25 protein-coding genes are annotated in these 22,769 nt (G+C 43.8%); 8 read left to right on the top strand and 17 right to left on the bottom strand.

Annotated elements, in window-relative coordinates:
* The first annotated feature begins 222 nt into the window (after positions 1-222).
* Together F6K53_RS31465 and F6K53_RS31460 are read left to right on the top strand one after the other, a co-directional pair.
* Positions 223-687 carry a response regulator gene (locus F6K53_RS31465; protein WP_364305338.1) on the top strand — a complete coding sequence of 155 codons (465 nt, stop codon included), beginning with the start codon at positions 223-225 and terminating at the stop codon, positions 685-687.
* The gene (locus F6K53_RS31460; RefSeq protein ID WP_293072445.1) at positions 684-2,789 is read left to right on the top strand and encodes a response regulator; all 2,106 of its coding nucleotides are present in this window, start codon (positions 684-686) and stop codon (positions 2,787-2,789) included. Before F6K53_RS31465 ends, F6K53_RS31460 begins: the two co-directional genes overlap by 4 nt.
* Here the strand turns inward: F6K53_RS31460 and F6K53_RS31455 are convergent.
* From F6K53_RS31455 to F6K53_RS31435, 5 genes are all read right to left on the bottom strand, one after another.
* Complete coding sequence (locus F6K53_RS31455; protein ID WP_293038927.1) at positions 2,786-2,917, bottom strand: hypothetical protein; 132 nt, start codon at positions 2,915-2,917, stop codon at positions 2,786-2,788. The genes F6K53_RS31460 and F6K53_RS31455 overlap by 4 nt on opposite strands.
* A 119-nt stretch (positions 2,918-3,036) precedes the next feature.
* The gene (gene xth, locus F6K53_RS31450) at positions 3,037-3,825 is read right to left on the bottom strand and encodes an exodeoxyribonuclease III (protein ID WP_293072447.1); all 789 of its coding nucleotides are present in this window, start codon (positions 3,823-3,825) and stop codon (positions 3,037-3,039) included.
* 304 nt (positions 3,826-4,129) lie between these two features.
* Entirely contained in the window at positions 4,130-5,263 is a 1,134-nt protein-coding gene (locus tag F6K53_RS31445; protein WP_293083405.1) for a hypothetical protein, read from the bottom strand.
* Positions 5,264-6,217: 954 nt separating this feature from the next.
* On the bottom strand, positions 6,218-8,035 hold the full coding sequence (locus F6K53_RS31440) for an ABC transporter ATP-binding protein (RefSeq protein ID WP_293021203.1): 1,818 nt from the start codon (positions 8,033-8,035) through the stop codon (positions 6,218-6,220).
* A gap of 8 nt (positions 8,036-8,043) precedes the next feature.
* Positions 8,044-8,970 (bottom strand): hypothetical protein, encoded by a 927-nt coding sequence (locus tag F6K53_RS31435; protein WP_293071661.1) that lies wholly within the window; start codon positions 8,968-8,970, stop codon positions 8,044-8,046.
* Positions 8,971-9,089: 119 nt separating this feature from the next.
* On the opposite strand from F6K53_RS31435, the gene F6K53_RS31430 reads away from it, so the two are divergent.
* Complete coding sequence (locus F6K53_RS31430; protein WP_293038935.1) at positions 9,090-9,233, top strand: hypothetical protein; 144 nt, start codon at positions 9,090-9,092, stop codon at positions 9,231-9,233.
* On the opposite strand, the gene F6K53_RS31425 is transcribed toward F6K53_RS31430, so the two are convergent.
* The 7 genes from F6K53_RS31425 to F6K53_RS31395 form a co-directional block, all read right to left on the bottom strand.
* A complete protein-coding gene (locus F6K53_RS31425) occupies positions 9,225-9,422 on the bottom strand; it encodes a lasso peptide (RefSeq protein ID WP_293021199.1) in 198 nt (65 codons plus the stop codon). The two genes, F6K53_RS31430 and F6K53_RS31425, sit on opposite strands and share 9 nt — an antisense overlap.
* A 90-nt stretch (positions 9,423-9,512) precedes the next feature.
* Positions 9,513-9,707 (bottom strand): lasso peptide, encoded by a 195-nt coding sequence (locus F6K53_RS31420; protein ID WP_293021197.1) that lies wholly within the window; start codon positions 9,705-9,707, stop codon positions 9,513-9,515.
* Positions 9,708-9,791: 84 nt separating this feature from the next.
* Entirely contained in the window at positions 9,792-9,989 is a 198-nt protein-coding gene (locus F6K53_RS31415; protein WP_293021195.1) for a lasso peptide, read from the bottom strand.
* 156 nt (positions 9,990-10,145) lie between these two features.
* Positions 10,146-10,451, bottom strand: a complete 306-nt coding sequence (locus F6K53_RS31410; protein WP_293071660.1) for a lasso peptide — start codon at positions 10,449-10,451, stop codon at positions 10,146-10,148.
* A gap of 7 nt (positions 10,452-10,458) precedes the next feature.
* Positions 10,459-12,477 carry a lasso peptide isopeptide bond-forming cyclase gene (locus tag F6K53_RS31405; RefSeq protein WP_293071659.1) on the bottom strand — a complete coding sequence of 673 codons (2,019 nt, stop codon included), beginning with the start codon at positions 12,475-12,477 and terminating at the stop codon, positions 10,459-10,461.
* Positions 12,474-12,920, bottom strand: coding sequence for a lasso peptide biosynthesis B2 protein (locus F6K53_RS31400; protein ID WP_293083402.1), 447 nt, complete (start codon positions 12,918-12,920; stop codon positions 12,474-12,476). Before F6K53_RS31400 ends, F6K53_RS31405 begins: the two co-directional genes overlap by 4 nt.
* Positions 12,904-13,209: a PqqD family peptide modification chaperone gene (locus F6K53_RS31395; protein ID WP_293021189.1), complete on the bottom strand. Its 306-nt coding sequence runs from the start codon at positions 13,207-13,209 to the stop codon at positions 12,904-12,906. Before F6K53_RS31395 ends, F6K53_RS31400 begins: the two co-directional genes overlap by 17 nt.
* Positions 13,210-14,318: 1,109 nt before the next feature.
* Here F6K53_RS31395 and F6K53_RS31390 point away from each other — a divergent pair.
* Entirely contained in the window at positions 14,319-14,483 is a 165-nt protein-coding gene (locus tag F6K53_RS31390; RefSeq protein WP_293021187.1) for a hypothetical protein, read from the top strand.
* A gap of 200 nt (positions 14,484-14,683) precedes the next feature.
* On the opposite strand, the gene F6K53_RS31385 is transcribed toward F6K53_RS31390, so the two are convergent.
* The 3 genes from F6K53_RS31385 to crtD all read right to left on the bottom strand — a co-directional run bounded on the left by F6K53_RS31385 (position 14,684) and on the right by crtD (position 18,427).
* Positions 14,684-15,610 carry a hypothetical protein gene (locus tag F6K53_RS31385; RefSeq protein WP_293021185.1) on the bottom strand — a complete coding sequence of 309 codons (927 nt, stop codon included), beginning with the start codon at positions 15,608-15,610 and terminating at the stop codon, positions 14,684-14,686.
* A 195-nt stretch (positions 15,611-15,805) separates the two neighbouring features.
* The gene (locus tag F6K53_RS31380; RefSeq protein ID WP_293071663.1) at positions 15,806-16,708 is read right to left on the bottom strand and encodes a hypothetical protein; all 903 of its coding nucleotides are present in this window, start codon (positions 16,706-16,708) and stop codon (positions 15,806-15,808) included.
* Positions 16,709-16,837: 129 nt separating this feature from the next.
* Positions 16,838-18,427: a C-3',4' desaturase CrtD gene (gene crtD, locus F6K53_RS31375; RefSeq protein WP_293021183.1), complete on the bottom strand. Its 1,590-nt coding sequence runs from the start codon at positions 18,425-18,427 to the stop codon at positions 16,838-16,840.
* A gap of 45 nt (positions 18,428-18,472) precedes the next feature.
* On the opposite strand from crtD, the gene F6K53_RS31370 reads away from it, so the two are divergent.
* Both F6K53_RS31370 and F6K53_RS31365 read left to right on the top strand, forming a co-directional pair.
* Positions 18,473-18,694, top strand: a complete 222-nt coding sequence (locus F6K53_RS31370) for a hypothetical protein (RefSeq protein WP_293071656.1) — start codon at positions 18,473-18,475, stop codon at positions 18,692-18,694.
* A gap of 29 nt (positions 18,695-18,723) precedes the next feature.
* The gene (locus F6K53_RS31365; RefSeq protein ID WP_293083399.1) at positions 18,724-20,007 is read left to right on the top strand and encodes a pitrilysin family protein; all 1,284 of its coding nucleotides are present in this window, start codon (positions 18,724-18,726) and stop codon (positions 20,005-20,007) included.
* Here the strand turns inward: F6K53_RS31365 and F6K53_RS31360 are convergent.
* A complete protein-coding gene (locus tag F6K53_RS31360; protein WP_293071654.1) occupies positions 19,965-20,093 on the bottom strand; it encodes a hypothetical protein in 129 nt (42 codons plus the stop codon). The two genes, F6K53_RS31365 and F6K53_RS31360, sit on opposite strands and share 43 nt — an antisense overlap.
* Positions 20,094-20,331: 238 nt before the next feature.
* Between F6K53_RS31360 and F6K53_RS31355 the strand changes: the two genes are divergently transcribed.
* On the top strand, positions 20,332-21,216 hold the full coding sequence (locus F6K53_RS31355) for a fructosamine kinase family protein (protein ID WP_293071653.1): 885 nt from the start codon (positions 20,332-20,334) through the stop codon (positions 21,214-21,216).
* Positions 21,217-21,218: 2 nt separating this feature from the next.
* Here the strand turns inward: F6K53_RS31355 and F6K53_RS31350 are convergent, their stop codons facing one another.
* Entirely contained in the window at positions 21,219-21,989 is a 771-nt protein-coding gene (locus F6K53_RS31350; protein WP_293083396.1) for a sporulation protein, read from the bottom strand.
* 568 nt (positions 21,990-22,557) lie between these two features.
* Here F6K53_RS31350 and F6K53_RS31345 point away from each other — a divergent pair.
* A partial coding sequence (locus F6K53_RS31345; protein WP_293083393.1) for a hypothetical protein occupies positions 22,558-22,769 on the top strand: 212 nt, incomplete at its 3' end.

Here is a 22,769-nt window from a genome sequence, read left to right as displayed (position 1 = left end):
GACTTCTGACTTCTGACTTCTGACTTCTGACTTCTGACTTCTGACTTCTGACTTCTGACTTCTGACTTCTGACTTCTGACTTCTGACTTCTGACTTCTGACTTCTGACTTCTGACTTCTGACTTCTGCTATACCTCAAATTTTTTATCCCTTGAACCTTCATAATTCCTTCATAATTCCTTTGTAATTCCTTTATAATTGTTGGTCGAGGAGATAATGCTTAGTGAATGAAAGCCGAAATCCCGTGGTAATTTTAATGGCAGATGATGATCCGGATGATTGTCTGTTGGCAAGGGAGGCTCTCTTAGAGAGTCAGTTGACCAATGAACTATACTTTGTCAGTGATGGCGAAGAATTGATGGATTATCTATATCACCGTGGTAAACACACGCAGGCGAGCATGTCCCCTCGTCCAAGTTTAATCCTACTGGATTTGAACATGCCGAAAAAAGATGGTCGTGAGGCCCTCATAGAAATTAGGGCTGATCCTAATCTACGAACTATACCAGTTGTGGTGCTGACTACCTCAAAGGCTGAAGAAGATATTTATCACAGTTACAACTTAGGAGCAAATTCTTTCATCGTTAAGCCTGTCACCTATAGTTCCCTAATTGAGGTGATGCAAACGTTAAAAAAGTACTGGTTGGACATCGCCGAATTGCCCCCCGAAGGGAATAGACTGCCATGAGTAAATGCTCACAACCGAAAGCTGAAAGTTCTGATGTTTCTTATGATGTTTCTAGTGTACCACTAAAGACTGATCCACTCAGGACTATTTCCAAAACCGACCCTCATCAATGTTCGTTGATCACAAACCTGGCAAATTGCTTACCCAAGTCAGAACTTAGAACTCTCGATTCTCCACTAATTTCCTTCTATTCCTATGGTACCAGACCAATGTACAACCCTTTGGTTAACGTATTACTCGTTGATGATGACGAAGATGACTATATTCTAACTCGTGATTTACTGTTGGAAAACCAGAAGGCTAGATTTAGCTTGACGTGGGTGGCAACCTATGGTAAAGGCTTAGAAATGATTGGTCAGAACCACCATGATGTTTATCTACTAGACTACCGTCTTGGTGAGCATAATGGACTTGAACTCCTGCGTGAAGCCATTGCCAGGGGGTGTACAGCACCGATTATCCTCCTAACTGCTCAGGGAGACCATGAGGTTGACATGGAAGCCATGAAAGCTGGGGCAGCAGATTACCTAGATAAGAGTCAACTCAGAGCACCTTTACTAGAACGTTCCATCCGCTATGCCCTTGAGCGCCAGCAAGCCCAACAAAAAATTCGGGAACAAGCAGCGTTGTTGGATGTGGCAACGGATGCCATTCTGGTTCGGGATCTAGACAATACTATCTCATTTTGGAATAAAGGGGCAGAGTCTCTATACGGTTGGCACGCAGCAGAAGTGATTGGAAAAAAAGAGCATTTACTGTTGTACGAACAAGCACCAGCTGAGCTAGCCGAGGCAGACCAAAGTGTTGCCAAAACAGGGGAGTGGTATGGTGAGTTGAATCAAGTCACCAAAGATGGCAAAGAAATTATTGTTGAAAGTCGCTGGACTTTGGTGGAAAATTCTCAGGGACAGCCCAAATCAATCTTGATTGTCAATACTAATATCACTGAGAAGAAACAACTCGAAACCCAGTTTCTCCACGCTCAGCGCATGGAGAGCATTGGTACCTTAGCTGGGGGCATTGCCCATGATTTGAACAACTTATTAGCTCCTATTCTAATGTCTGCTCAATTGTTGCAGCTGAAAATCTCAGATCAGCGGCATTTACAACTCCTAAAAACTGTAGAGAATAATACTAGGCGGGGGGCTGGTTTAGTCAAGCAAGTTTTATCGTTTGCTCGGGGTGTTACAGGTAAACGAACGGTTTTACAAGTCAGGCATTTAATTCGGGAAATTCGCCACATTATCCTAGAAACATTTCCCAGATCCATTGAACTGTCTACGGATATAGACCCTAATCTTTGGTCAGTATCTGGGGATGCCACACAACTGCACCAAGTTTTGATGAACCTCTGCATCAATGCTCGTGATGCTATGGTTGATGGTGGAACTTTGACATTGTCTGCTCAAAATATTTTTTTAGATCAAAACTATGTCAGGATGCATATTGATGCGGATGTAGGTCCCTACATTGTGGTGACCGTTGCTGATACTGGTATTGGTATTCCCTTGAAAATACAGCCAAGAATTTTCGAACCATTTTTCACTACTAAAGAAATCGGTCAAGGTACAGGACTGGGTTTGTCTACGGTCAGAGGTATTGTTAAAAGTCACGCCGGTTTTGTGAATGTGTATAGTGAAGTGGGCGTAGGTACTAACTTTAAAGTATATTTGCCAGCAGTAGAACACTCCCCAATTCCTGCCGAGGAAGAACTAGAACTACCCAGAGGAAACGGTGAGTTGATTTTAGTGGTGGATGACGAAGCCGCTATTGGTGAGATTACCAAGACGTCCTTAGAAAACTATGGCTATAGGGTGATGAGTAGCAGGGATGGTAAGGAAGCGATCGCACTCTATAGGCAACATCAGGATGATATTAGCTTGGTGCTGATGGATATGATGATGCCGGTTATGGATGGACCAACAACTACCCTTCAATTGCGAGACATTAACTCGCAGATCAAAATTATTGGTATCAGTGGGTTGCCTATTAGCGATAAAGTCGATGCGGCGGCTGAAGCTGGAGTTAAGACCTTTTTGTCTAAGCCTTACACGGTTAAGGAATTATTGCAGGCTATTGATCGTGTGCTTAAAGGTCATTAATTGTGGTGAGTACAAAGTTCTGGGTTTTTGGGAACAGCGGATCTGGGAATAGGGAATAGGGAATAGGGAATAGGGAATAGGGAACAGAAACATTTATTACCCTTTACTTCGACTGCTATAATTGTCAATTGTAATTTTTAATTGTTGATTTTATTTGTTAATTTTAATTATTAAGTTTAATTGTTAATTTCCATTTTCCATTTTCCATTTGCATAGCTTTTGCCTTTAAAACTTGACTAAAACTTGACTAAAACTTGACGATTACAGGGGCATGGTCGCTAGGTTTATCTAGTTTTCTCGGTTCTATGTCAATGGTACAACTAATCGCTTGATTGTAAAGATTGGGGGTTAGGTAGATATGGTCAATGCGCCAACCTCGATTACCCCGAAAGGCACGGGTGCGATAGTCCCACCAACTAAAATTACCCCCTTCTTTGGTAAATTTGCGAAAGGCATCCGCTAACCCTAGGTCTAAGACCGATTGTAGGGCTTGACGTTCTACTGGGGACGCCATGATGTGGTTTTCTTTGCCTTTAGGATCATGGATATCCCGGTCTTCTGGGGCAATATTAAAGTCCCCACATACACAAAGTTCATGGGACTGTTGTTCTAGAATACTGTGTAAATAGTCCCGCAGTATCTTCAACCAACGCAGCTTGTAGTCGTACTTCTCACTGTTCACGGAAGCCCCATTGGGAACATAGAGGTTAACAATGCGGACGCCGTCTACTATAGCGCTAATCACTCGCTTTTGTTCATCTAAGTCCCCGACCTGAGCAGTATCCAACACCGCAGCAAAGCCCGTACTTAAGTCTGTGGCTGGTTTCCGGCTAAAAATGGCTACACCATTATAGGATTTTTGCCCAGAAATATAAAGGTAATACCCCAATTCTTCAAAAAGCGATCGCGGAAACTGGGCATCCACTACTTTAGTTTCTTGCAGGCAAAGCACATCTACTTGGGTCCGTTGCAACCAATCTATTACTTGAGCTTGGCGACTCCGAATTGAGTTGACGTTCCAGGTAGCGATTTTCATTAGTCCTACAGTGATTAGATTTAGTCTAGAACAGAGAGCAACTACATCTACGCCAGCATTGGCCAGTAGGATATAGATACCTTCCACTCAGACACGAAAACCAGACTACCATAGTTTTAAACAAGCTAGTTTAGCGGTAAAGGAATAGATATCACCTCGGACAGATTAAAGTAAACCCCTTCAACTAGTTTGAAGGGGTTTATTACAGTTTTTGATAACAGTTGATTAGGAGCTCGAAGTTGTTTTGAGTAATGGATAATCGGGCTTTGGGTAATTTATTATATTACCTGTTACCTGTTACCTTTTAGATTTGGCCCTGTATAAATTGATGTTCTGCCACCAACCTCGCTAACTCTGGCAACAAAGCCAAGTTACGAGGTCGCTGGAGACGATAAACACTACACTGATTGGCAAGCTGAGCACACTGAAGAAGATGGGATGCTTTCTCAGAGTCAAATAAGCTGTTGAGACGGGAATGACGGGATAGTTCCATCACCGCCTCCTGAAGTTTCAGAGACTTAATACTCAACTGTGAACCTGAAACCAGTACATAGATGCACCGGATTGGTAGTAGCGCTTCGGTCAAATCCTGATTTAACCGATAGCCAGGTTTATTTAACTTCGGTACCAGCAGAGCCAGCTTATCCTGGTCATATCCCAAAACCCCAGCTACTTCTCGACTTAGTTTAATTTGAGGAAAGCTAGGAGCAACTTTCGCTGTCCCCTGATTCAACGTCACAGGTGCAACATCATCAGTGATGATTCTGTATCCCTGAGTATGGAGTGCAGCAGCAATTGAAGACTTACCTTCACCGGAATTACCCAAGAAAACAACCGCACCACCATTAATATTGACTACACTGGCATGTAGCACCAACAATCCCCGCTGATAGAGCAGAATCGCCATCACAGTTCCCACTAGAGCCGTTTGAATGCGGCTAAGGGAGGCTTCTGCTGCGGGAATGATCGTAATCCTGTTTCCCCTCTGTACCAGAAACAGCCCTGTGTCTTTGAGATAAATCACCGCCTCCTCTGGACTCAACTGCAAAGCCATCGGCTGCTGGATAACTTCCTTTGGAATGTAGTCAGTGATTTTGCGATTCGGCGTTCGCGTAGCGTGGCCTACGGCCTCAGCCGTTCCCGTTCGCGCAGCGTCGCCTACGGCGAAAGCGTGGCCTACGGCCTCCGCTACGGGAACGCATCCCGTACTGTAATCATTACTCTGAATGTGAATCGTAACATCACACTCTACTTCTGCTGGGATAAACTCTGGGATTGGTAGCGCCGAGTGAATTCCCAAACCATAAGCAACATAGGAAAACAGCTTTTGCTTTTTGCTACCCAAAGGTTTGCAATCCAGTGATTGGCTGTCAATTTCAGAGATATCGCCAACTAAACAGTTAGATATTGTTTTAGATATTGTGCCATCCAAACTCATAATTAATTTCTCAAATAACTATTGCGCGTAGATGCAATCACAAGAAACGGATACAGTAGTTTCTTGACTCCCCTTGATCAGCCATTTCAGTTCAGAAATTACCTTTGCATCCGTTGCTCAAGTCTAATTCTAGGGGCGCAAGGCTTTCGCTCTAACTATATGTAGCTAAATTTTAGCTATTATGGTTTAGTAATTAGCTTTTTAATGTGACAATAAAGCAGCCTTTGTTTAGCAAATTTTCGTTAACAAAAATTAATAAATTCCTGAACTTATCAGATTCATGACTTAGGCAATACAAACGTAAAACCAAGTAGTTTAGCTTTTATTCATTTCCCGAAATCCCCTTTAATTAGGAGGACTTGTGAGGGTTACCATCATTGACTTAACAGCTAGTACTGATTCCAGATACCATCCTAAATTTTGGTTCACAGTCCATAGCTCATGAATCTAATTGCAGATTCTCACCCCGGTAGCCTTTAGACTGTCTTAAGCGGATTAATCTTAAGCGGATTAAGATTGATAATTTTAGCGCTTCAATTCAATTAAACTTTATCCTAATTAATCGATTTTTTCCACAATTACCTAAAAAATTAACAAAACTTAAATTATTTAACCAAAGAATATCTCTAAAGATCAGCTAAAAAAAATAGCCATTATTAGACTATTTACAAATAAGTTGTAAACCTATATCGGTAATTTTTTATAATCAAAAAAACTCGGTATTCCTTACCCCTGTTAGCAGATACCGAGTTTCCTGTTACCTAAAGAGTTTAATTTTATGTTCACATCTCAAATGGAAATGCTATAGCAGTTCTCAATTGGGTGAGGTAGATCGTTGTAGGGAGTAGGGAGTAGGGAGTAGGGAAGTCAGAAGGAAAGCATTCAGCAGTCAGCGGTCAGCGGCCAGCTAATGCCCATAGCGCATTAGCTGATAGCTGATAGCTGACCTTCAAGTTAGCGATAATTTTTAGCCTGAGTTTCAAACAAATGGGCATAAGTACCATCTAACTGCATCAGTTCCGCATGGGTACCGCTTTCTACAATTGAACCTTGGTCCATCACATAGATCCGGTCAGCCATTTTTACAGTAGATAAGCGATGGGTGATCAGAATAGCAGCTTGATCTTCGATCAGTTCGCGGAATTTCATAAACACCTCGTATTCTGCCTTAGGATCCATAGCAGAGGTAGGCTCATCTAATACAATAACCTGAGAGTCTCGTAGAAAAGCTCGTGCTAAGGCTATTTTCTGCCATTGACCAATACTAAGTTCTTCCCCTTGGTCAAACAATTTGCCCAGCATGGTATTATACCCTTGGGGCAAACTAGTGATAACATCATCAGCACCAGAACGACGAGCAGCATCAATAATAGTTTCGTGATCTCGTGGTAAATCAATGTCCGCTAACCAGATATTTTCCTTAGCGGTGAAATTATATTTAGCGTAGTCTTGGAAAATCACACTGATTTGGCGGCGTAAGTCAGCTATTTTAAAATTGCGGATATCAATCCCATCAATGGTGATGCTGCCAGCGGTTGGATCGTACAAACGACACAAAAGTTTAATTAAGGTTGTTTTACCGGAACCGTTTTCTCCCACTAGCGCTATAGTTTCCCCTGGTCGCACCGTGAGGTTGATGTTTTTAAGTGCCTGACGAGTTGTAGTACCGTATTGGAAACTAACATGATCGAAAACAATACCACGGCTCATGGAGTGGGGAATTGGTTTGGGATAAGTTGGTTCAACAACGTTAGGTTTTAGATCCAGAAATTCGTAGAGGTTAGCTAAGAATAAATTATCTTCATAAAGACCAGATATACTAGTTAATAACCCTCGAATATTATTTTGTCCCCGCTGCAACGCTTGGTGATACAGCACTAAATCGCCTAAGCCCAAATCCCCATGGACAGTTTGATAGACAATAAAGCCATAGACAGAAAAAATTAACATTCCGGCAACGGCTTGAGCACCAAAGTTAGCAAAGGAGCGTCCAGTGGCAATGGCTACTTTTTCCTTATATAGTTGCTCTCGGATGCGACGATACCAGTCAGTAAAGAAAACCCCTAAATCAAACAACCGAATTTCTTTAGCAAACTGGTCTGAGGTTAGCATGTAACCCAAATACATGGATTGCCGTTCCATGGGTGTTTTTTTACGCTGCCAACGATAGATAACCCGAGAGTATTTTACCCGTACTACCATCGCGGGCATAGCAGCAATAAATAAAATCCCAGCAATTCCCCAATGGAGGGAGAGTAATAAACTCACCATCGCCAACAAGGAAATACTATTTTGAGCTATCTGTGTGAGACGATTTAGGACTCGGGGCGGTCGGTAGGGCGCTTCTTGTTGAGCTCTTTGTAATGTATCGTAGTATAGGGCATTTTCGTAGTACTCTAAGTCAGCTTCTAGGGATTTATCATGAATAATCCCTTGCATGTAGTCAGTCACCCGCTGAGAATGAGCAGTATTGACTACTTCAGCTAAGGAGTTCAAAAGAGTAGTGACAATAGTAACTGTACCGGCTAAGATTAGGAAAAGTAAAACATCACGAAATACGGCTTGTTTATCAGTATTAAGTAATCCGTCAGTTACTGTATCAATAATTAGTTTTGTAAGATAAATTGATAGTAGAGGTAATATCCCCTGAACCAGCAAAATTCCTACGCGAGCTACTGTCCAAAAGGGACTGCTTTGCCAGACTAGACGCAGTGCAGGCAAAAGGCGTAATGTTTGCTGGATTTTTTTTCTTAAAGTTTTGCCTGCTCCCATTTTTTGTGTTAAGGTTTAGAGGTTAGAAGTATACTATTGATGCGATCTTTTTTACTACTATCAGAAGTAGTGATTTCTTCGATATCTTTCTCCACCAAGGCCACTAGATCAGGAAGTTCCATTAGATTAGGCTTTCTGGTGAAGCGACAGATAGATACAGTCTTGATTAGATTGGCGCATTGACGCAGATGAGTACTGACACAGTCTCGAGCAATTAGCACATCTACATCACGGCTATGACGGACTAGTTCAGGGAACGCTTGTTGAGGCGTTAGCTTGGTAATCTGATGTTGGTCTCCCTTGGCCAATACATAGAGTCGCTTCAGGGGTACAGCAGTGCGTTGAAACCCATCACTGAATGTGTAGGAAAGCTTTGGTGCGTTTGGGTAAAGAGGAGGTAAGTTCTTTGAATTGTGTCCTAGAGAATCCGCTGCTGATGGCCAAAGTTTAATCTGAGGAAAGCTAGGAATAATCAAAGGATAGCCGTCATCAAAGTTGACAGGCATGACATCATCAGTTATAATATGATAACCCTTCCGATGAAACGCTCCAGCCAAGGTGGATTTACCCCAACCTGACCCACCCATGAATGCGATCGCTTGATTGTTGACCACAATGCTGCTAGCATGGAGTACTAGCAATCCCCTCTGTCGCAGCACCACAGACATACAAGCTCCAAGGATGTTAGGGCTGAGCTTGGACTGGTCTACTCCTGTCACAGGTTCGATAGTAATCTCTCGCCCATCTTCAATCAAAACCTTTGCTTTGCCATGCAATTCCCCAAGGACACGGTTGCTCCAATTGGCTGTTTCTGGAGGAAGATGACTCAATTTCCCTAAACGTATGATCACATCAGGGGGTCCATGAGATTCCAATAGCTCAGGTAAGGGAATCTCTGAATGAATACAAAGGTTGTAGGCCGTATAGATGTACATGATTGATACTTAGGAGCAGGTTAAACTTGATGGGAGAACTTGATAGCAAAAAAGGCGTCCCCTAACTCTAGCCAAGACCCTTCTGCTGAGTCAGTGTTGCAGCACTAACGAGTTGGGGGATGATCTTGCTAGTAGTAGATAATTTAGTACTAGATAATTTAGTAGTAGATAATTTAGTAGTAGATAATACCTTTGTCGCCCTTGGTAATGGCGCTACTCATATTCAGTACTTACCATCACCAGTGCTAATCGTATTACTGTAGTTTGAACGGATCACAATTATTATTGTTATCGCAGTCTAGGCTGCTTGAGCCATCTGATTCAGCTGCGGGATTAGCCAAATCACCATTGAAAATAAGCACATCTAACGTAGTACTAACTCCAGTTATTTGGGTGAGCTGCTCAATAGTGCCGTGAACAATCATCTCTGGTGTAGCGTAGCTCTTTTCCATGGTGTTACTTTGCTTTTGCTGACGGTAGCTTAAGGTAGTTACACCCTGATTTGAACTATTGATTAGTCAGCATCAATAGTAGTAATTGTGTTACGGTTGTTTAAACTCAACACAATTACCATTATTGCAGTCTAGGCTCTGTGAGTCGTTTGATTCAGCTGCGGGATTAGCCAAATCACCATTGAAAATCAGCACATCTGAAATCCGATCAGGTCCATTGATTTCGGTGAGCTCCTCAATAGAACCGTGAACAATCATCTCTGGAGTAGTGTAGCTTTTTAGCATGGTGTTACTTTCCTTGTACTTATTGTGGTTTAAGGTAGTCACACCCTGAGTTAAACTATTGATTACTCATCAGTAGTAATCCTGTTACGGTAGTTGGAACGGAGAACAATTACCATTGTTATCGCAGTCTAGGCTGCTTGAGTCATCGGATTCAGCTGCGGGATTATTCAAATCACCATTGAAAATCAGGACATCTGCCATCCGATCAGGTCCACTGATTTCGGTGAGCTCCTCAATAGAACCGTGAACAATCATTTCTGGTGTAGTGTAGGTTTTTAGCATGGTGTTACTTTTGTTGTAGTTATTGTGGTTTAAGGTAGTCACACCCTGAGTTAAACTATTAATTACTCACTGTCTTGATGCAGTCGCTCATGGGGGAAACCCCCAAGACCGCGCTGCATCGCTAATTACTCACTATCACCAGTAGTAGTTGTGTTACTATTGTTTGAACGGATCACAATTACCATTGTTATCGCAGTCTAGGCTGATTGAGTCATCTGATATAGCTGCGGGATTATTCAAATCACCATTAAAAATCAGGACATCTGCAATGCGATCAGGTCCACTGATTTCGGTGAGCTCCTCAATGGTGCCGTGAACAATCATCTCTGGTGTAGTGTAAGTTTTTAGCATGGTTTTACTTTCCTTTTGCTGATAGTAATTTAAGGTAGTTACAGCCTGAATTGGACTTACGGTGTTTCTTGGTTGTGCCCAAACCACAATCCCAAGTAGATTCCCTGCCAAGTTAGACTTAGGGTGTCACTTGGGTGCGGTCAAGCCACAAGGCCAAGATGATTCCCTGCCAGACTGTCATGCAGTCTTTTTCTCGCACCCTGCCTCCTGAGGTCATGCGTCGATGAACTTGTCTCAGAAAGTCTGTGTCAACGTACCCTTCAATGAGTTCAAGCTTATTCAAGATCACGTCGTCGAACACCTGACGATTTAGGGTCAGCAGACCGTGAATAAAGTTTGGACCCATATGGGCTTTGCCTCCTCGCCACTGGACAGCTTTTGGTAAAATATCTGCCATCCCACGACGCAACACCATCCGACTCCATCCCTGGTAGAGTTTCTGCTCGGAAGGCAGTGCTAGACAGAATTCAAGTAGCCGCTTATCCATAAAGGGATGACGAGCTTCGAGGGAAAATGCAGCATTGTAGCGGTCGAGCTGCTCTAGAATGAGGGGAAATATACCTTGGCTTAGATTACGCCAGTGGTCTTCTCTGACTGTGAGTGATGGTTGATCTGACTTATCGAGTGCTTGGATACGCTGATCAATACCAATGCGTTCAGCAAAGTTGCGGTTAACTAAAGGTGCAACAGGAGTAGCTGACTTGTCTTGTCTGCGCCACTTTCGCCAAAGTTGCTTGATTGCTTCCGGAACTAACGCCTTGAGTCCATGATTGAGCAACAGGTGCTTACGGGAGATGCCAAAACGCTTGTGAATCTGATGTACAGCTTTAGCAAAGGCAATCCACCGTAACTGCTTGGCGAGGGTTTTTAGGTGTAGGATACTGTAGTGTTTAATCAGGGCTTGGGGTGAGTTACCAAAATTTTCGGAAAATGCCTCAGCTTCCTGGACAAAAGCTTCCCATTGTCCTTGATGGGCTAGTTCTGTCAATCTAGACACACCATGAAACACGACATTATCGCCATCGAGACCATCTAAAACAATTCGCATCCCTGCTTGCTTAGCAGCTTGATTCAGTCGCCAAGGATAATGATGACTTGGACCAAGTAAGGCTTCGTCTTCATACTGCCAAATCTCGTCAACGTCTGACAGCGGACCAAACTGATCAGCATGGACATAGTGGGGAATTAGTCCACCCTGTTCTAAAACGGCATTGATGAAGGGACGTTCATCACACTCAGTCACTTTGTCAAAAATGTTGGAGAAGCTGTGGAGTTGAGCATCTCCTGCTTCAGCTAGTAGTTTCCTGGCTACACAAGTGATTGAGGAAGAATCTAATCCACCGCTCAAGTGAGAACCAATGGGAAAAGCACTACGGAGACGACAACGAACTGCTTCGGTAAAGATGTCACGAAATGCTTCAGCATAGGCTTCGTCAGAGTCTAAGATTAGCTCACGATTGGGGTCTAGAGACCAGTAACAGTTTAGCTCTATCCCTGACTGACTAACGACCATGGTGTGAGCAGGAGGAAGCCGCAGAATGTTGTCATAGGTGGTGATAACTTTGTCTTCCATCATCAGGGCGACATAGTCAGCCATCCTAACTTCGTTAAGACGCTTTGGTACGAAGGGTAAACAGAAGAGTGCTTTGATTTCGGAGGCAAAAATAAACCCTTGACCGGATTTGTGATAGTAATAGAAAGGCTTAACCCCAACATGGTCTCTAGCACAGAAGAGGATCTGCTTGTGCTTATCCCAGATAGCGAAGGCAAAGTCACCTAATAGTTTCTCTGGACAATGCTCTCCCCATTTTTCATAAGCGGCTAAGATCAGTTGGCTATCGGTAATTTTTTCTGCTGGAAGGTCGTTCAACTCTAGAGCAACAATCAGTTCCTCTCGATTATCAATCCGAGCATCAGCAGTAATAACTAGATCTCTGGAGTGATTAACTAGAGGTAACTTTTCCAGCAGCGATTCAGGGGTAGTCCAAAGCATCCGATGACCGAGACCAACAGACCCCTGGCACCAGATATCTGCTCCGTCTGGTCCCCGGTGGGCAAGGATATCTAACATTTGCCCAATATTTTCCCGGTCTATTGGTTCCTGGTCGAGGTAGTAAATCCCCACAATGCCACTCATAGTTTCCCTCCTTTAAACGATGGTAGTGGAGTAAACCGTGAAAGGTCTCTGAGATAGCCGATCACAACCTGTCCCTGGTTTTCCACCCATGCATGAGCTTCTAATTTTCCTCCCTCCCCTTTGGCAACTCCAATTCTGAGTTGAGGGGAGTAACCACAGCGACTCATCAGTACTTGTGTGGTTAATGCTCTAGCTAAACACTTAACACCACCTGGCATGTAGCGACTGCTGAGATTAACAGCTCCGACAATTTTGCTTAGGTTAGTTTGGTTTACGCCTTGAGCTTGAGGTGATGGCTGACTGATTTTTGTTAGCAGTCGCCGCAATCTGTGAAATGGTAGTAACCATAGCCCTAGTCTGATTAATCCTAGTAAGATGAACGTGTTAATCACAAGTTGACGTTCTCTACTAGTAAGGCGCAAGAACTTACGCAACTGCTTCATCTTTTACCTCAATTAGCCCAACTGCTGCGAATTCTTGGAGTAATGCCAACAGATCGCGATCGCATTTTTCTGGCTCAACCTCATATTCTGCTAGCAGTGCATTCCGAATTTCGTCTAAAGTTTTCGGTTCCTGGATCAGATTCCAGATGCTAGCACCTACTGTATTCAAGCCATAATACACTCCGGACTTCATGTCGAGGATGATTGCCTCTCCTCCGAGATCAGAAGATAGTTGCTCTTGAGTTGCTACTACAATTGAAGACTTTGAGATAGTACAATCCAAACTCATGATTTTTTATTCTCCAAGTAATTATTGCTGTTATATAAAACTAGTGAGGGAATTATCTGATATTGTAATTAATGGATTGAGAGTAATTCCCCAGATTCCTATAGTTGATTAGCCATGACCCTTGCTGAAATTAGTCAAGTCATGGTATATTAGATACATAACTTGATTAGTTTGAGGAGTTAGTAGTGAGCTAGTTTCTCTAGTATTGCTTGCTCTCTTTTTGGTCGATAAGCCCGTTTATAAACGAGTTGTGAAAATTCATAACCCCAAATTCCTTGGTATTGCGGTCAGAATGACCGCGTGAGAGTTTGCCACCTATTTATAGTTGCTATAAGCAAATAGGCATTTAAATTTAAGCTCGATTCACTTGTGCAAAATCCGGCCTACTATCTCCCCATTTCTGCATCTCAATATCAGCCTATATTCACAATTTAAATGTCTAAATATTGTGTGAATAGTTTGTGAATATTGGTATTTATCAGATTGAATTACAGCATTTATACTGTTATGAATAAATCAGAATTGATAGGGACTAATACTAGTTAAAATTTTAGGTTTTTGATTTAATTTAACTGTAGCCTAATTCATGGGATAGTTAAACTAATTGTCGGAGATTTTAATAAAACTTTAATTCTTTATTGAATTAATAAAAAAAGATATCAAAATCTATCAATTATACCCTTGATGATGTAAATAGTAAAACTCTTTGTCTTGATTCAATAGCGAGTGGGGGAAACCACGGCAATAGCGAGTGGGGGAAACCACGGCAATAGCGAGTGGGGGGAACCCTCAAGACCGCGCTGCATCGCTTATGGGATAAAAGTAAATTTCCTAGGTTGGAGGTGGAGTTAAAGAGCGATCGCATTTTAATCCGATAGACAATCCCCCACACATTTGGAGCAACCTGTTGTAACATTGGTTCAGAGCCACCGAAATCAGCTGATGATCAATGCATAATTAACTCTAATTAACTCTTTGTTGTCATTACTTTAATTTTTCCTTGCCTTCAATTTAATGTTCTCTCCCTTCCAAGTAAATTCCGGACAGTTTTTCAGAAAAACTTTTGCTGCCATATCAGGTCAGGATAAGGTCAGTGAAGCTAACAGCCTATGGGCTACGCGCACGCTACGCCAACAGCTCAGGGTGTTTTTATTTGGGTTGTAAACACACGAATTGCTGAAAAAGCCATGCATACAAGAGGCAAAAGGCAAGAGGGGCAAGAGATACAGAGTGTTATTGAACAAGAAAAAAAGACCATACACGTTTACATCTGATTTGGAAATGCTATAACAGCCGTTAGCTTTGAGCTAGTGTTCTGGTAGCTGCAGTCGTAAATCAAAATCGCAAGTAGGAGCGCACGGTGTGCGCCCCTATGAGATAAGCAGGTTTGCTGACGAGTTTTGCGTCAGTCTTGACCTAGTGATACCGGAATATAAGGGGAATACCACCGCAATACCATTGAAAGGTCAGAGCATCAATCCAATCGACTGTCTCCAAACCTCTCCAACAGTTCCTGACGAGACAAGTTAAGCAGCACCTGAGTACGCTCTGTGATCGGCAACTGCATTAAAGGCTCAATGGTTCGGGATAATTCTTTATCAACAGTGCCAAACCGCCCTGCCAGTAGATTTTCCACCATCAGGCGCTGTCCCTCTAAATTGCCTTGTTCCTTGCCTTGTTCCCTTCCTTGCTCTAAGGTTTCTTCCCGCCAACGCAAATAAGCTGGTGATAAATTCATAATTAACTCCCTCTCGTCTTCAGTTAAATCTTCGCTTTCCTCTATTTTGATGCGCCAGTTGGCCAGAATCTCTAAGATGTTACCCCGTAAGGGGTGTCCGACCGGTAGTGCCAGCAACTCATTAATGGCTTGGCTTTGAGTCTTATCCCGTCCCAAAATTCTTAACCACAGGGTTTCTTCGGTAACAGGTAGCTGGTTAATGGCTACCAGAGCTGTGTTGAACCACTCAGGCAAAAAGTAAACTCCTGCAACCCAATCACCGGAATCACTAAGTTTTGCACCAAAGCCCTTCAACAGCTGGGCTGAACAGGACGGGGACAAAATCCATAAACAGGGTAAATCAGTTTCACTGATCGGGTTTTTCTCTCGTCGTGCTTTCCGCTGTAGGTCACTGTAGAGAGCAAACAACTTCAACAGGCAATTGCGCACTGCCATGATTCCTGTAGCATTGCGGAACGGTTCCAATAAACAGGCGGTTGATGCCATCTTACCGAGCAATCCGATTTCCTTTGGTGCTGTGGATTCAGAAGCTGTTGGTAGAAACCAAATATCCACTTGACGAACTTCAGTGGTTAGTTCTCGGCTGACTTCTACCTGACCGTGAGGTGTTAACAACTCCGTTAGATACTGTTTGGCAAATTGATCATGAGGCTGTCGGGTCATTAATCCTAACTCTTTGGGGTTGGTGTTAGTAGCCTTTCACCGATCAACTGACCAAAAACAGATCCCATGGATCTTGACATTTGAGACTTTTACCCCATAACCCAAGCTAGGGGCGCAAGGAAAGCCCCCCAGCCGAACTTATGACATCGAACTGAGGTCGAAATACCACCGCCATACCATTGAAAGGTCAGAGCATCAATCCCATCGACTGTCTCCAAACCTCTCCAACAGTTCCTGACGAGACAAGTTAAGCAGCACCTGAGTACGCTCTGTGATCGGCAACTGCATCAAAGGCTCAATGGTTCGGGATAATTCTTTATCAACAGTGCCAAACCGCCCTGCCAGTAGATTTTCCACCATCAGGCGCTGTCCCTCTAAATTTCCTTGCTCTAAGGTTTCTTCCCGCCAACGCAAATAAGCTGGTGATAAATTCATAATTAACTCCCTCTCGTTTTCAGTTAAATCTTCGCTTTCCTCTATTTTGATGCGCCAGTTGGCCAGAATCTCTAAGATGTTACCCCGTAAGGGGTGTCCGACCGGTAGTTCTAGCAACTCATTAATGGCTTGGCTTTGAGTCTTATCCCGTCCCAAAATTCTTAACCAGAGGGTTTCTTCGGTAAGCGGTAGCTGGTTAATGGCTACCAGGGCTGTGTTGAACCACTCAGGCAAAAAGTAAACTCCTGCAACCCAATCACCGGAATCACTAAGTTTTGCACCAAAGCCCTTCAACAGCTGGGCTGAACAGGAAGGGGACAAAATCCATAAACAGGGCAAATCAGTTTCACTGATCGGGTTTTTCTCTCGTCGTGCTTTCCGCTGCAGGTCACTGTAGAGAGCAAACAACTTCAACAGGCAATTGCGCACTGCCATGATTCCTGTAGCATTGCGGAACGGTTCCAATAAACAGGCGGTTGATGCCATCTTACCGAGCAATCCGATTTCCTTTGGTGCTGTGGATTCAGAAGCTGTTGGTAGAAACCAAATATCCACTTGACGAACTTCAGTGGTTAGTTCTCGGCTGACTTCTACCTGACCGTGAGGTGTTAACAACTCCGTTAGATACTGTTTGGCAAATTGATCATGAGGCTGTCGGGTCATTAATCCTAACTCTTTGGGGTTGGTTTTAGTAGCCTTCCACAGCTGGTTTGGCAAAAAACAGATCCCATGGATCTTGACATTTTAGACTTTTACCCCATAACCCAAGCTAGGGACCCTTGGCTTGCACCCCTATAAGCAAAATGATGTCTCAATCTGCCTTACAGCGGTAAGGGCAGAATAACTTACCCCAGCTGTTCCTTCTCCTGGATGAGTTGAATCTCCTACTAACCACAAACTTTTGCAAGGTGTGCGAGTAGCAAAGCCAAAGGGCCCAAAGGTAGGTATCCGTTGCCCTATCCCTCCGACAATGCCTTGTTCTCTGGCAGTAAAACGGGCAAAGGTGCGAGGGGTTGCTGCTTCTTGGTGAATGATGGTCTCTGGTGTTAAATCAAAGTATTGACTAAGACGTGCGATCGCATTTTCTGTATACTCTTCCTTTAAGCGGTCATAGTCTTGCTTGGCTCCCCGCCACCACATGGCAGCATCGGTAAAGGATGAGGCAGTAATCGTTGCTTTTCCCTCTGGTGCTCGTCCATCTCCTGGCTTACTAAGCGAAATAAACAAGGAATTATTCTCGCCAATTGGTCCATCGTAGTCATAGAGAAACTGAAGATGGGGAGGACAACCATCAGGAATTGCACGTTTATCTACCCCAAGATAGATGACAAACGCACCGGATGGTGAAGGTAACTTATCGACTCGATATTTATAGCCTGCCATCGAGGTTCCAGGGAATGTCTGTAGATTATTACCTAATAATTTGACTAGGTTTTGTACCGTAACATTGGCAACTACTTCATCCGCTGGTTCTGTCCAAACTTCCCCAGTTTTCTGATTGCGAATCCTCACACCAGTAGCTTTACCACCTGATGTTTCAATGGTTTCAACGGTGTGGCGCATGAGTAGCTTACCCCCCCATTTTTCCAGGGCTTCTACTAAGCGATCGCTTAACACTTGCATACTACCTTGGAGATGAAATAACCCTTGGGGTTCCTGAGAAACTCCTAAGGCTGTTGCAGCATACAACAGTGCTGTCTGATCAACATCCACTTGAGAATAAAGCTTGAGCTGCATATCCAGAAAGGTTTTCAGACGCTTATTGTCATATAAGCCATATCCTCGTAACCCATCCGCTACGGTCATGAAGGTAAAGGGTAGGGTAATTAAGGTATCCGGACGCACTGCTGAGGTTAGTTGCCACAAGTCCCATACATTCCGAGGTGGTAGCACTGGGTCACGGGATTGGAACTTCCAACTGGCATTGAATAAGGTTGCCATCAGTTGCCAGAAGGGTTCACTACCGGGAAACTGGCGTTGTCGTTCTCTTTTCCATTGCTCCGGGTTCCGCCAGATGTTAATTGGTTCGGTTTCACCAGGAAGAAATACCGCACAAGCAGGGTCACAGGGGGTAGAGGCTGGCAGGTCTACTTCCAGTTCATCAAAGATGCGTTTGTGAATGCCACCAGGTTCTAAGCCAGCTACCTGGGTCGCACCAACATCGAAGGTAAAGCCCCGGCGTTTGAAGGTAGAGGCGCATCCTCCTGGTACTAGGGCTTGGTCTAGTATTAGAACACGGTAGCCTCGGCGAGCGAGGAGTGCTCCAGCGGTTAGTCCACCAATTCCTGCGCCGATAACTACAACTTTCTGGGCTACTTTTTTCTGCGGGAATTCTTCCTTGGGGTATTCTACCTTACCTTTACCGCCCTGAGTGCTTACCATGCTGCTTTATTTGCATTTCTTAATGTTTCTTATCATAATTCTACCTTGAGTCATGGTCTTTGGGAGTGGGGAATCGGGAGATGGGGAGATGGGGTGATGGGGAGATGGGGTGATGGGGAGTATGGTGTTATCGTGGCTAATCCCGATTCCCGATTCCCGATTCCCGATTCCCTGTTCCCGATTCCCGATTCCCGATTCCCGATTCCCGATTCCCGATTCCCTTTGCTATATCAAAAACGCGATATCAAACCGAAAGATTACCATTAATAAATAGTGGTCAATTAGTGATTAATTTAATGACTTCCAGTTTGCTCAATACTCCCTCCCTCAATGCTCCGACTGTTGAAAGGCTACCGAATGGGTTAACCATTGTGGCGGAGCAGATGCCTGTTGAAGCTGTCAATCTGAATGTTTGGATTAATGTCGGTTCCGCAGTGGAATCGGATCAGATTAATGGTATGGCTCATTTTCTGGAACATATGGTGTTTAAGGGCACACCAAAATTGCAAAGTGGTGAGTTTGAGCGGCTGATTGAGCAACGGGGTGCTGTAACCAATGCGGCTACAAGTCAGGATTACACTCACTATTACATCACTACAGCTCCTAAAGATTTTGCCGAGCTGGCACCATTACAGCTAGAGGTGGTACTCAATCCCAGTATTCCTGACCATAGCTTTGAAAAAGAGCGAATGGTAGTTTTGGAAGAAATTCGCCGTTCCCAGGATAATCCCCGCCGCCGCACCCATAGATGGGCAATGGAAACTACCTTTGACCAGTTACCCTATCGACGTCCTGTGCTTGGACCTGCCTCGGTGATTGAACAACTCCAGCCTCAGCAGATGCGTGACTTTCACGGTAGGTGGTATCAACCAGGGTCTATGACTGCGGCAGTGGTGGGGAATTTGCCAGTAACGGAATTAATTGAAATTGTCACCAATGGATTTAGTCAAGCACAGCCAAGGGCAATAGAACATAGAACAAACCTTCCCCCTGAACCAGCTTTCGAGAAGATTGTCCGTCGGGAGTATGTGGATGAGTCTTTACAACAAGCGCGGCTGGTGATGGTGTGGCGGGTGCCTGGTATACCTGAGTTGAAGGAAACCTATGCTTTGGATGTGCTGGCAGGAATTTTAGGACGAGGTCGTATGTCCAGGCTATTTAGGGATTTGCGAGAAGAACGGCAACTGGTTACTCAAATTGGGGTTAGTAATATCACTCAGCGGCTGCAAGGGGTGTTTTACATTTCTGCTAAACTCCCAGCTGAGAATTTGGCAGAGGTGGAGAATGCGATCGCAAACCATATCCATCGCTGTCAGACAGAATTGGTATCAGACTCAGAGATTGCTCGGATTCGGACCAAAGTCGCCAATCAGTTTATCTTTAACAACGAAAAACCAAGCGCTCGCACCAGTTTATATGGTTACTATTACTCCCAACTAGGGGATTTAGAACCAGCACTGAATTACCCTAGTCATATTAAATCAGTTACTGCTGTTGATATCCAAAAGGCTGCACAGCAGTATCTGTCTCCCCATGGTTATGGTATTGTGATCGCAAAGGGAACAGGGAACGGGGAGTAGGGAATCGGGGATCGGGAATCGGGAATCGGGAGTCGGGAATCGGGAGTCGGGAATCGGGAGTCGGGAAAAAATTCTGTGTACCTCATAGCTATGAGAAACGCTATGGTGGTTAGTTGGTTTTGAGTTGCTTTTACAATCAACCGTCAACGGTCAACACATTCCTTTTTTGCTGAATTGTTGGTGAATTCAAAATTATCTATAGCATTTATCCTACTATCCTACTTATAAGGTATAGTCAATTTTATTCCTCCTACTCCCTACTCCCTACTCCCTACTCCCTGCTCCCTACTCCCTACTCCCTACTCCCTACTCCCTACTCCCTCTATGTGGAAAGAAATTGCTGACCAGATCAGCCAAGTCACTGGTGAAACCTTTGAGATTAACCAGCGCCAATCTGTTGGTGGTGGTTGTATTAATCAGGGTTATGCTCTGGTAGGTAAGACTAATAAGTATTTTGTTAAACTCAATTCTGCTTCTCAAGTCTATATGTTTGAGGCCGAAGCCCTCGGTCTCAAGCAGATGGTGGCAACCCAGACAATCCGAATCCCCAAACCAATTTGCTATGGCACTGCCGTCGATTGTTCTTATATTGTCTTGGAGTGGCTAGACCTTGGTGGTGGTAACAGTACCGAGTCTTGGGTAAAAATGGGACATAACTTAGCAGCCATGCATCAGGCTACTCCCCCCCAAGCTTCAACCGATATGGATAAGTTTGGTTGGAATCAAAATAATACGATTGGTTCGACACCACAAGTAAATCAATGGATGTCGGATTGGGTAGAGTTTTTTGTAGAGTATCGCCTCGGTTATCAGTTTCGGCTAGCACGGCGTCGCAGTGGTCATTTCCCGAAACAAGACCAATTACTGGCAGTAGTTCCTAAATTACTGGATCATCAGCCTCAACCTTCGTTAGTACATGGTGATTTATGGGGTGGTAATGCGGCTATTACCATGGCGGGAGAACCAGTAATTTTTGACCCAGCTACTTATGTAGGCGATCGCGAAGTTGATATTGCTATGACCGAATTGTTTGGTGGTTTCCCAGCAGCATTTTATCGAGGCTATAACGAGGTGTGGCCTTTAGAGCAAGGTTACAAACGGCGGAAAAACCTCTATAACCTTTACCACATCCTCAATCATTTTAATCTCTTTGGTAGTGGTTATGAATCCCAAGCTAACCGGATGATTGATCAGATTTTGAAAGATTAATTCTAATTAATTTGGCTCTCAATAATCTCCTCAATCATTGCCTCCAATTCACCCGTAGGAAGATTGAGGTCATCCAGTGTTACCTGAAATTGGACATAACGTTCATCTAGATCAAAAGCTTCTTCTAGGAAACCACCAAATCCACGGGCTCGTTTGTCTATTTCTAGGAAAACTTCTAAGTCTTCTGAGTAGAGAGAAAAAATGATTTCCAATTCATCCAAGCTACCCTGATACTTACCCATCGGTCGAAACTCGAACTCTTGGACGAATGGATATCTACCCCCGAAGTGAGTATTGTACTGACAATCCACTTCATGAAGTTGAAAGCCAAGGTTTTCTAATGCCTCAAATACCGCTTGCATTAACGGGTGTGGATGTACTTCAATGTAATCGGTGTCTTTGGGGTCAACGGCAATGGGTATATCTAAGCCGGTACGTAAATACACTGGTTGGCTGGTTAATGTCAGTGGTGTTTCCTCTGGCAGGGGAAACGAAAATGGAATAACTATCTCCTCTTTTGCCTGCAAGTTGAAGCGTTCCGAGAGGCGATATTGCATTAATATGCATTCCTCTGTGATTGAGGTATCTTCTTCTTCCCGCAAGTATTCCGTAACCACATAAATATAAATATCATCAATTTTCTGGGAAACATCTCCCCCAGTAATATAAACTTCCCCTTCTACCATTTCCCCAGGAGCTAGGGAATCAAAGTACAAACGTGTATCTACCTTTGCTGCTCCAATGCCAACCTGAGCTAATAGCTTTTTGAACATAGATTCTAGTTTTTTAGCTAACTTTGCTACTAGCTTAATCTATGATTCTGGAGTTTTAGGGAGTAGGGAGTCGGGAATCGGGAGTAGGGAGTCGGGAGTCGGGAATCGGGATTAGGGAGTAGGGAGTCGGGAGTAGCGAGTCGGGAGTCGGGAATATGGTATCAAAAATTATCACAATTCCTACACAGAAGCCTATACTGGATTTAACTCGATTTCTGTTTAAATTTATTAACATTCCTAGATAAAAGTACAATCCTAAACATAAAAGTTCACAAACAAACTATTGACGTTTTGAATTACTTTATGCTACCGTTAGATGTAATCATATTTTCTTGGATATCCTAGTTTTTTCATCTTCTAGTCTTTAGCTTTTCCTTGAGGGGAAGGTTTTTACTAACTTTTTATTCCCCATTTTTTTTTGCTTTTTTTTAAGCTATCAGCTATCAGCTATCAGCTATCAGTTATCAGTTATCAGCTATCAGCTATCAGTTATCAGCTATCAGTTATCAGCTATCAGCTATCAGCTTTTCAATAAAAGAGATAAGCTTTGGCTGACGGCTGACAGCTTTTGGCTGACCGCTTTCTCCCCTACTCCCCATCTCCCTACTCCCCATCTCCCCATCTCCCCATCTCCCTACTCCCTACTCCCCATCTCCCCATCTCCCCATCTCCCTACTCCCTACTCCCCTTCTCCCCATCTCCCCATCTCCCCATCTCCCCATCTCCCTATCTCCCTACTCCCTACTCCCTACTCCCTACTCCCTACTCCCTACTCCCTAC

Origin of the sequence: Moorena sp. SIO4A1 (assembly GCF_010672065.1) — a bacterium.
Lineage (GTDB): Bacteria > Cyanobacteriota > Cyanobacteriia > Cyanobacteriales > Coleofasciculaceae > Moorena.
Note: the sequence above shows the minus strand (reverse complement) of the source record. Positions and strands in the feature narration are given on the sequence as shown.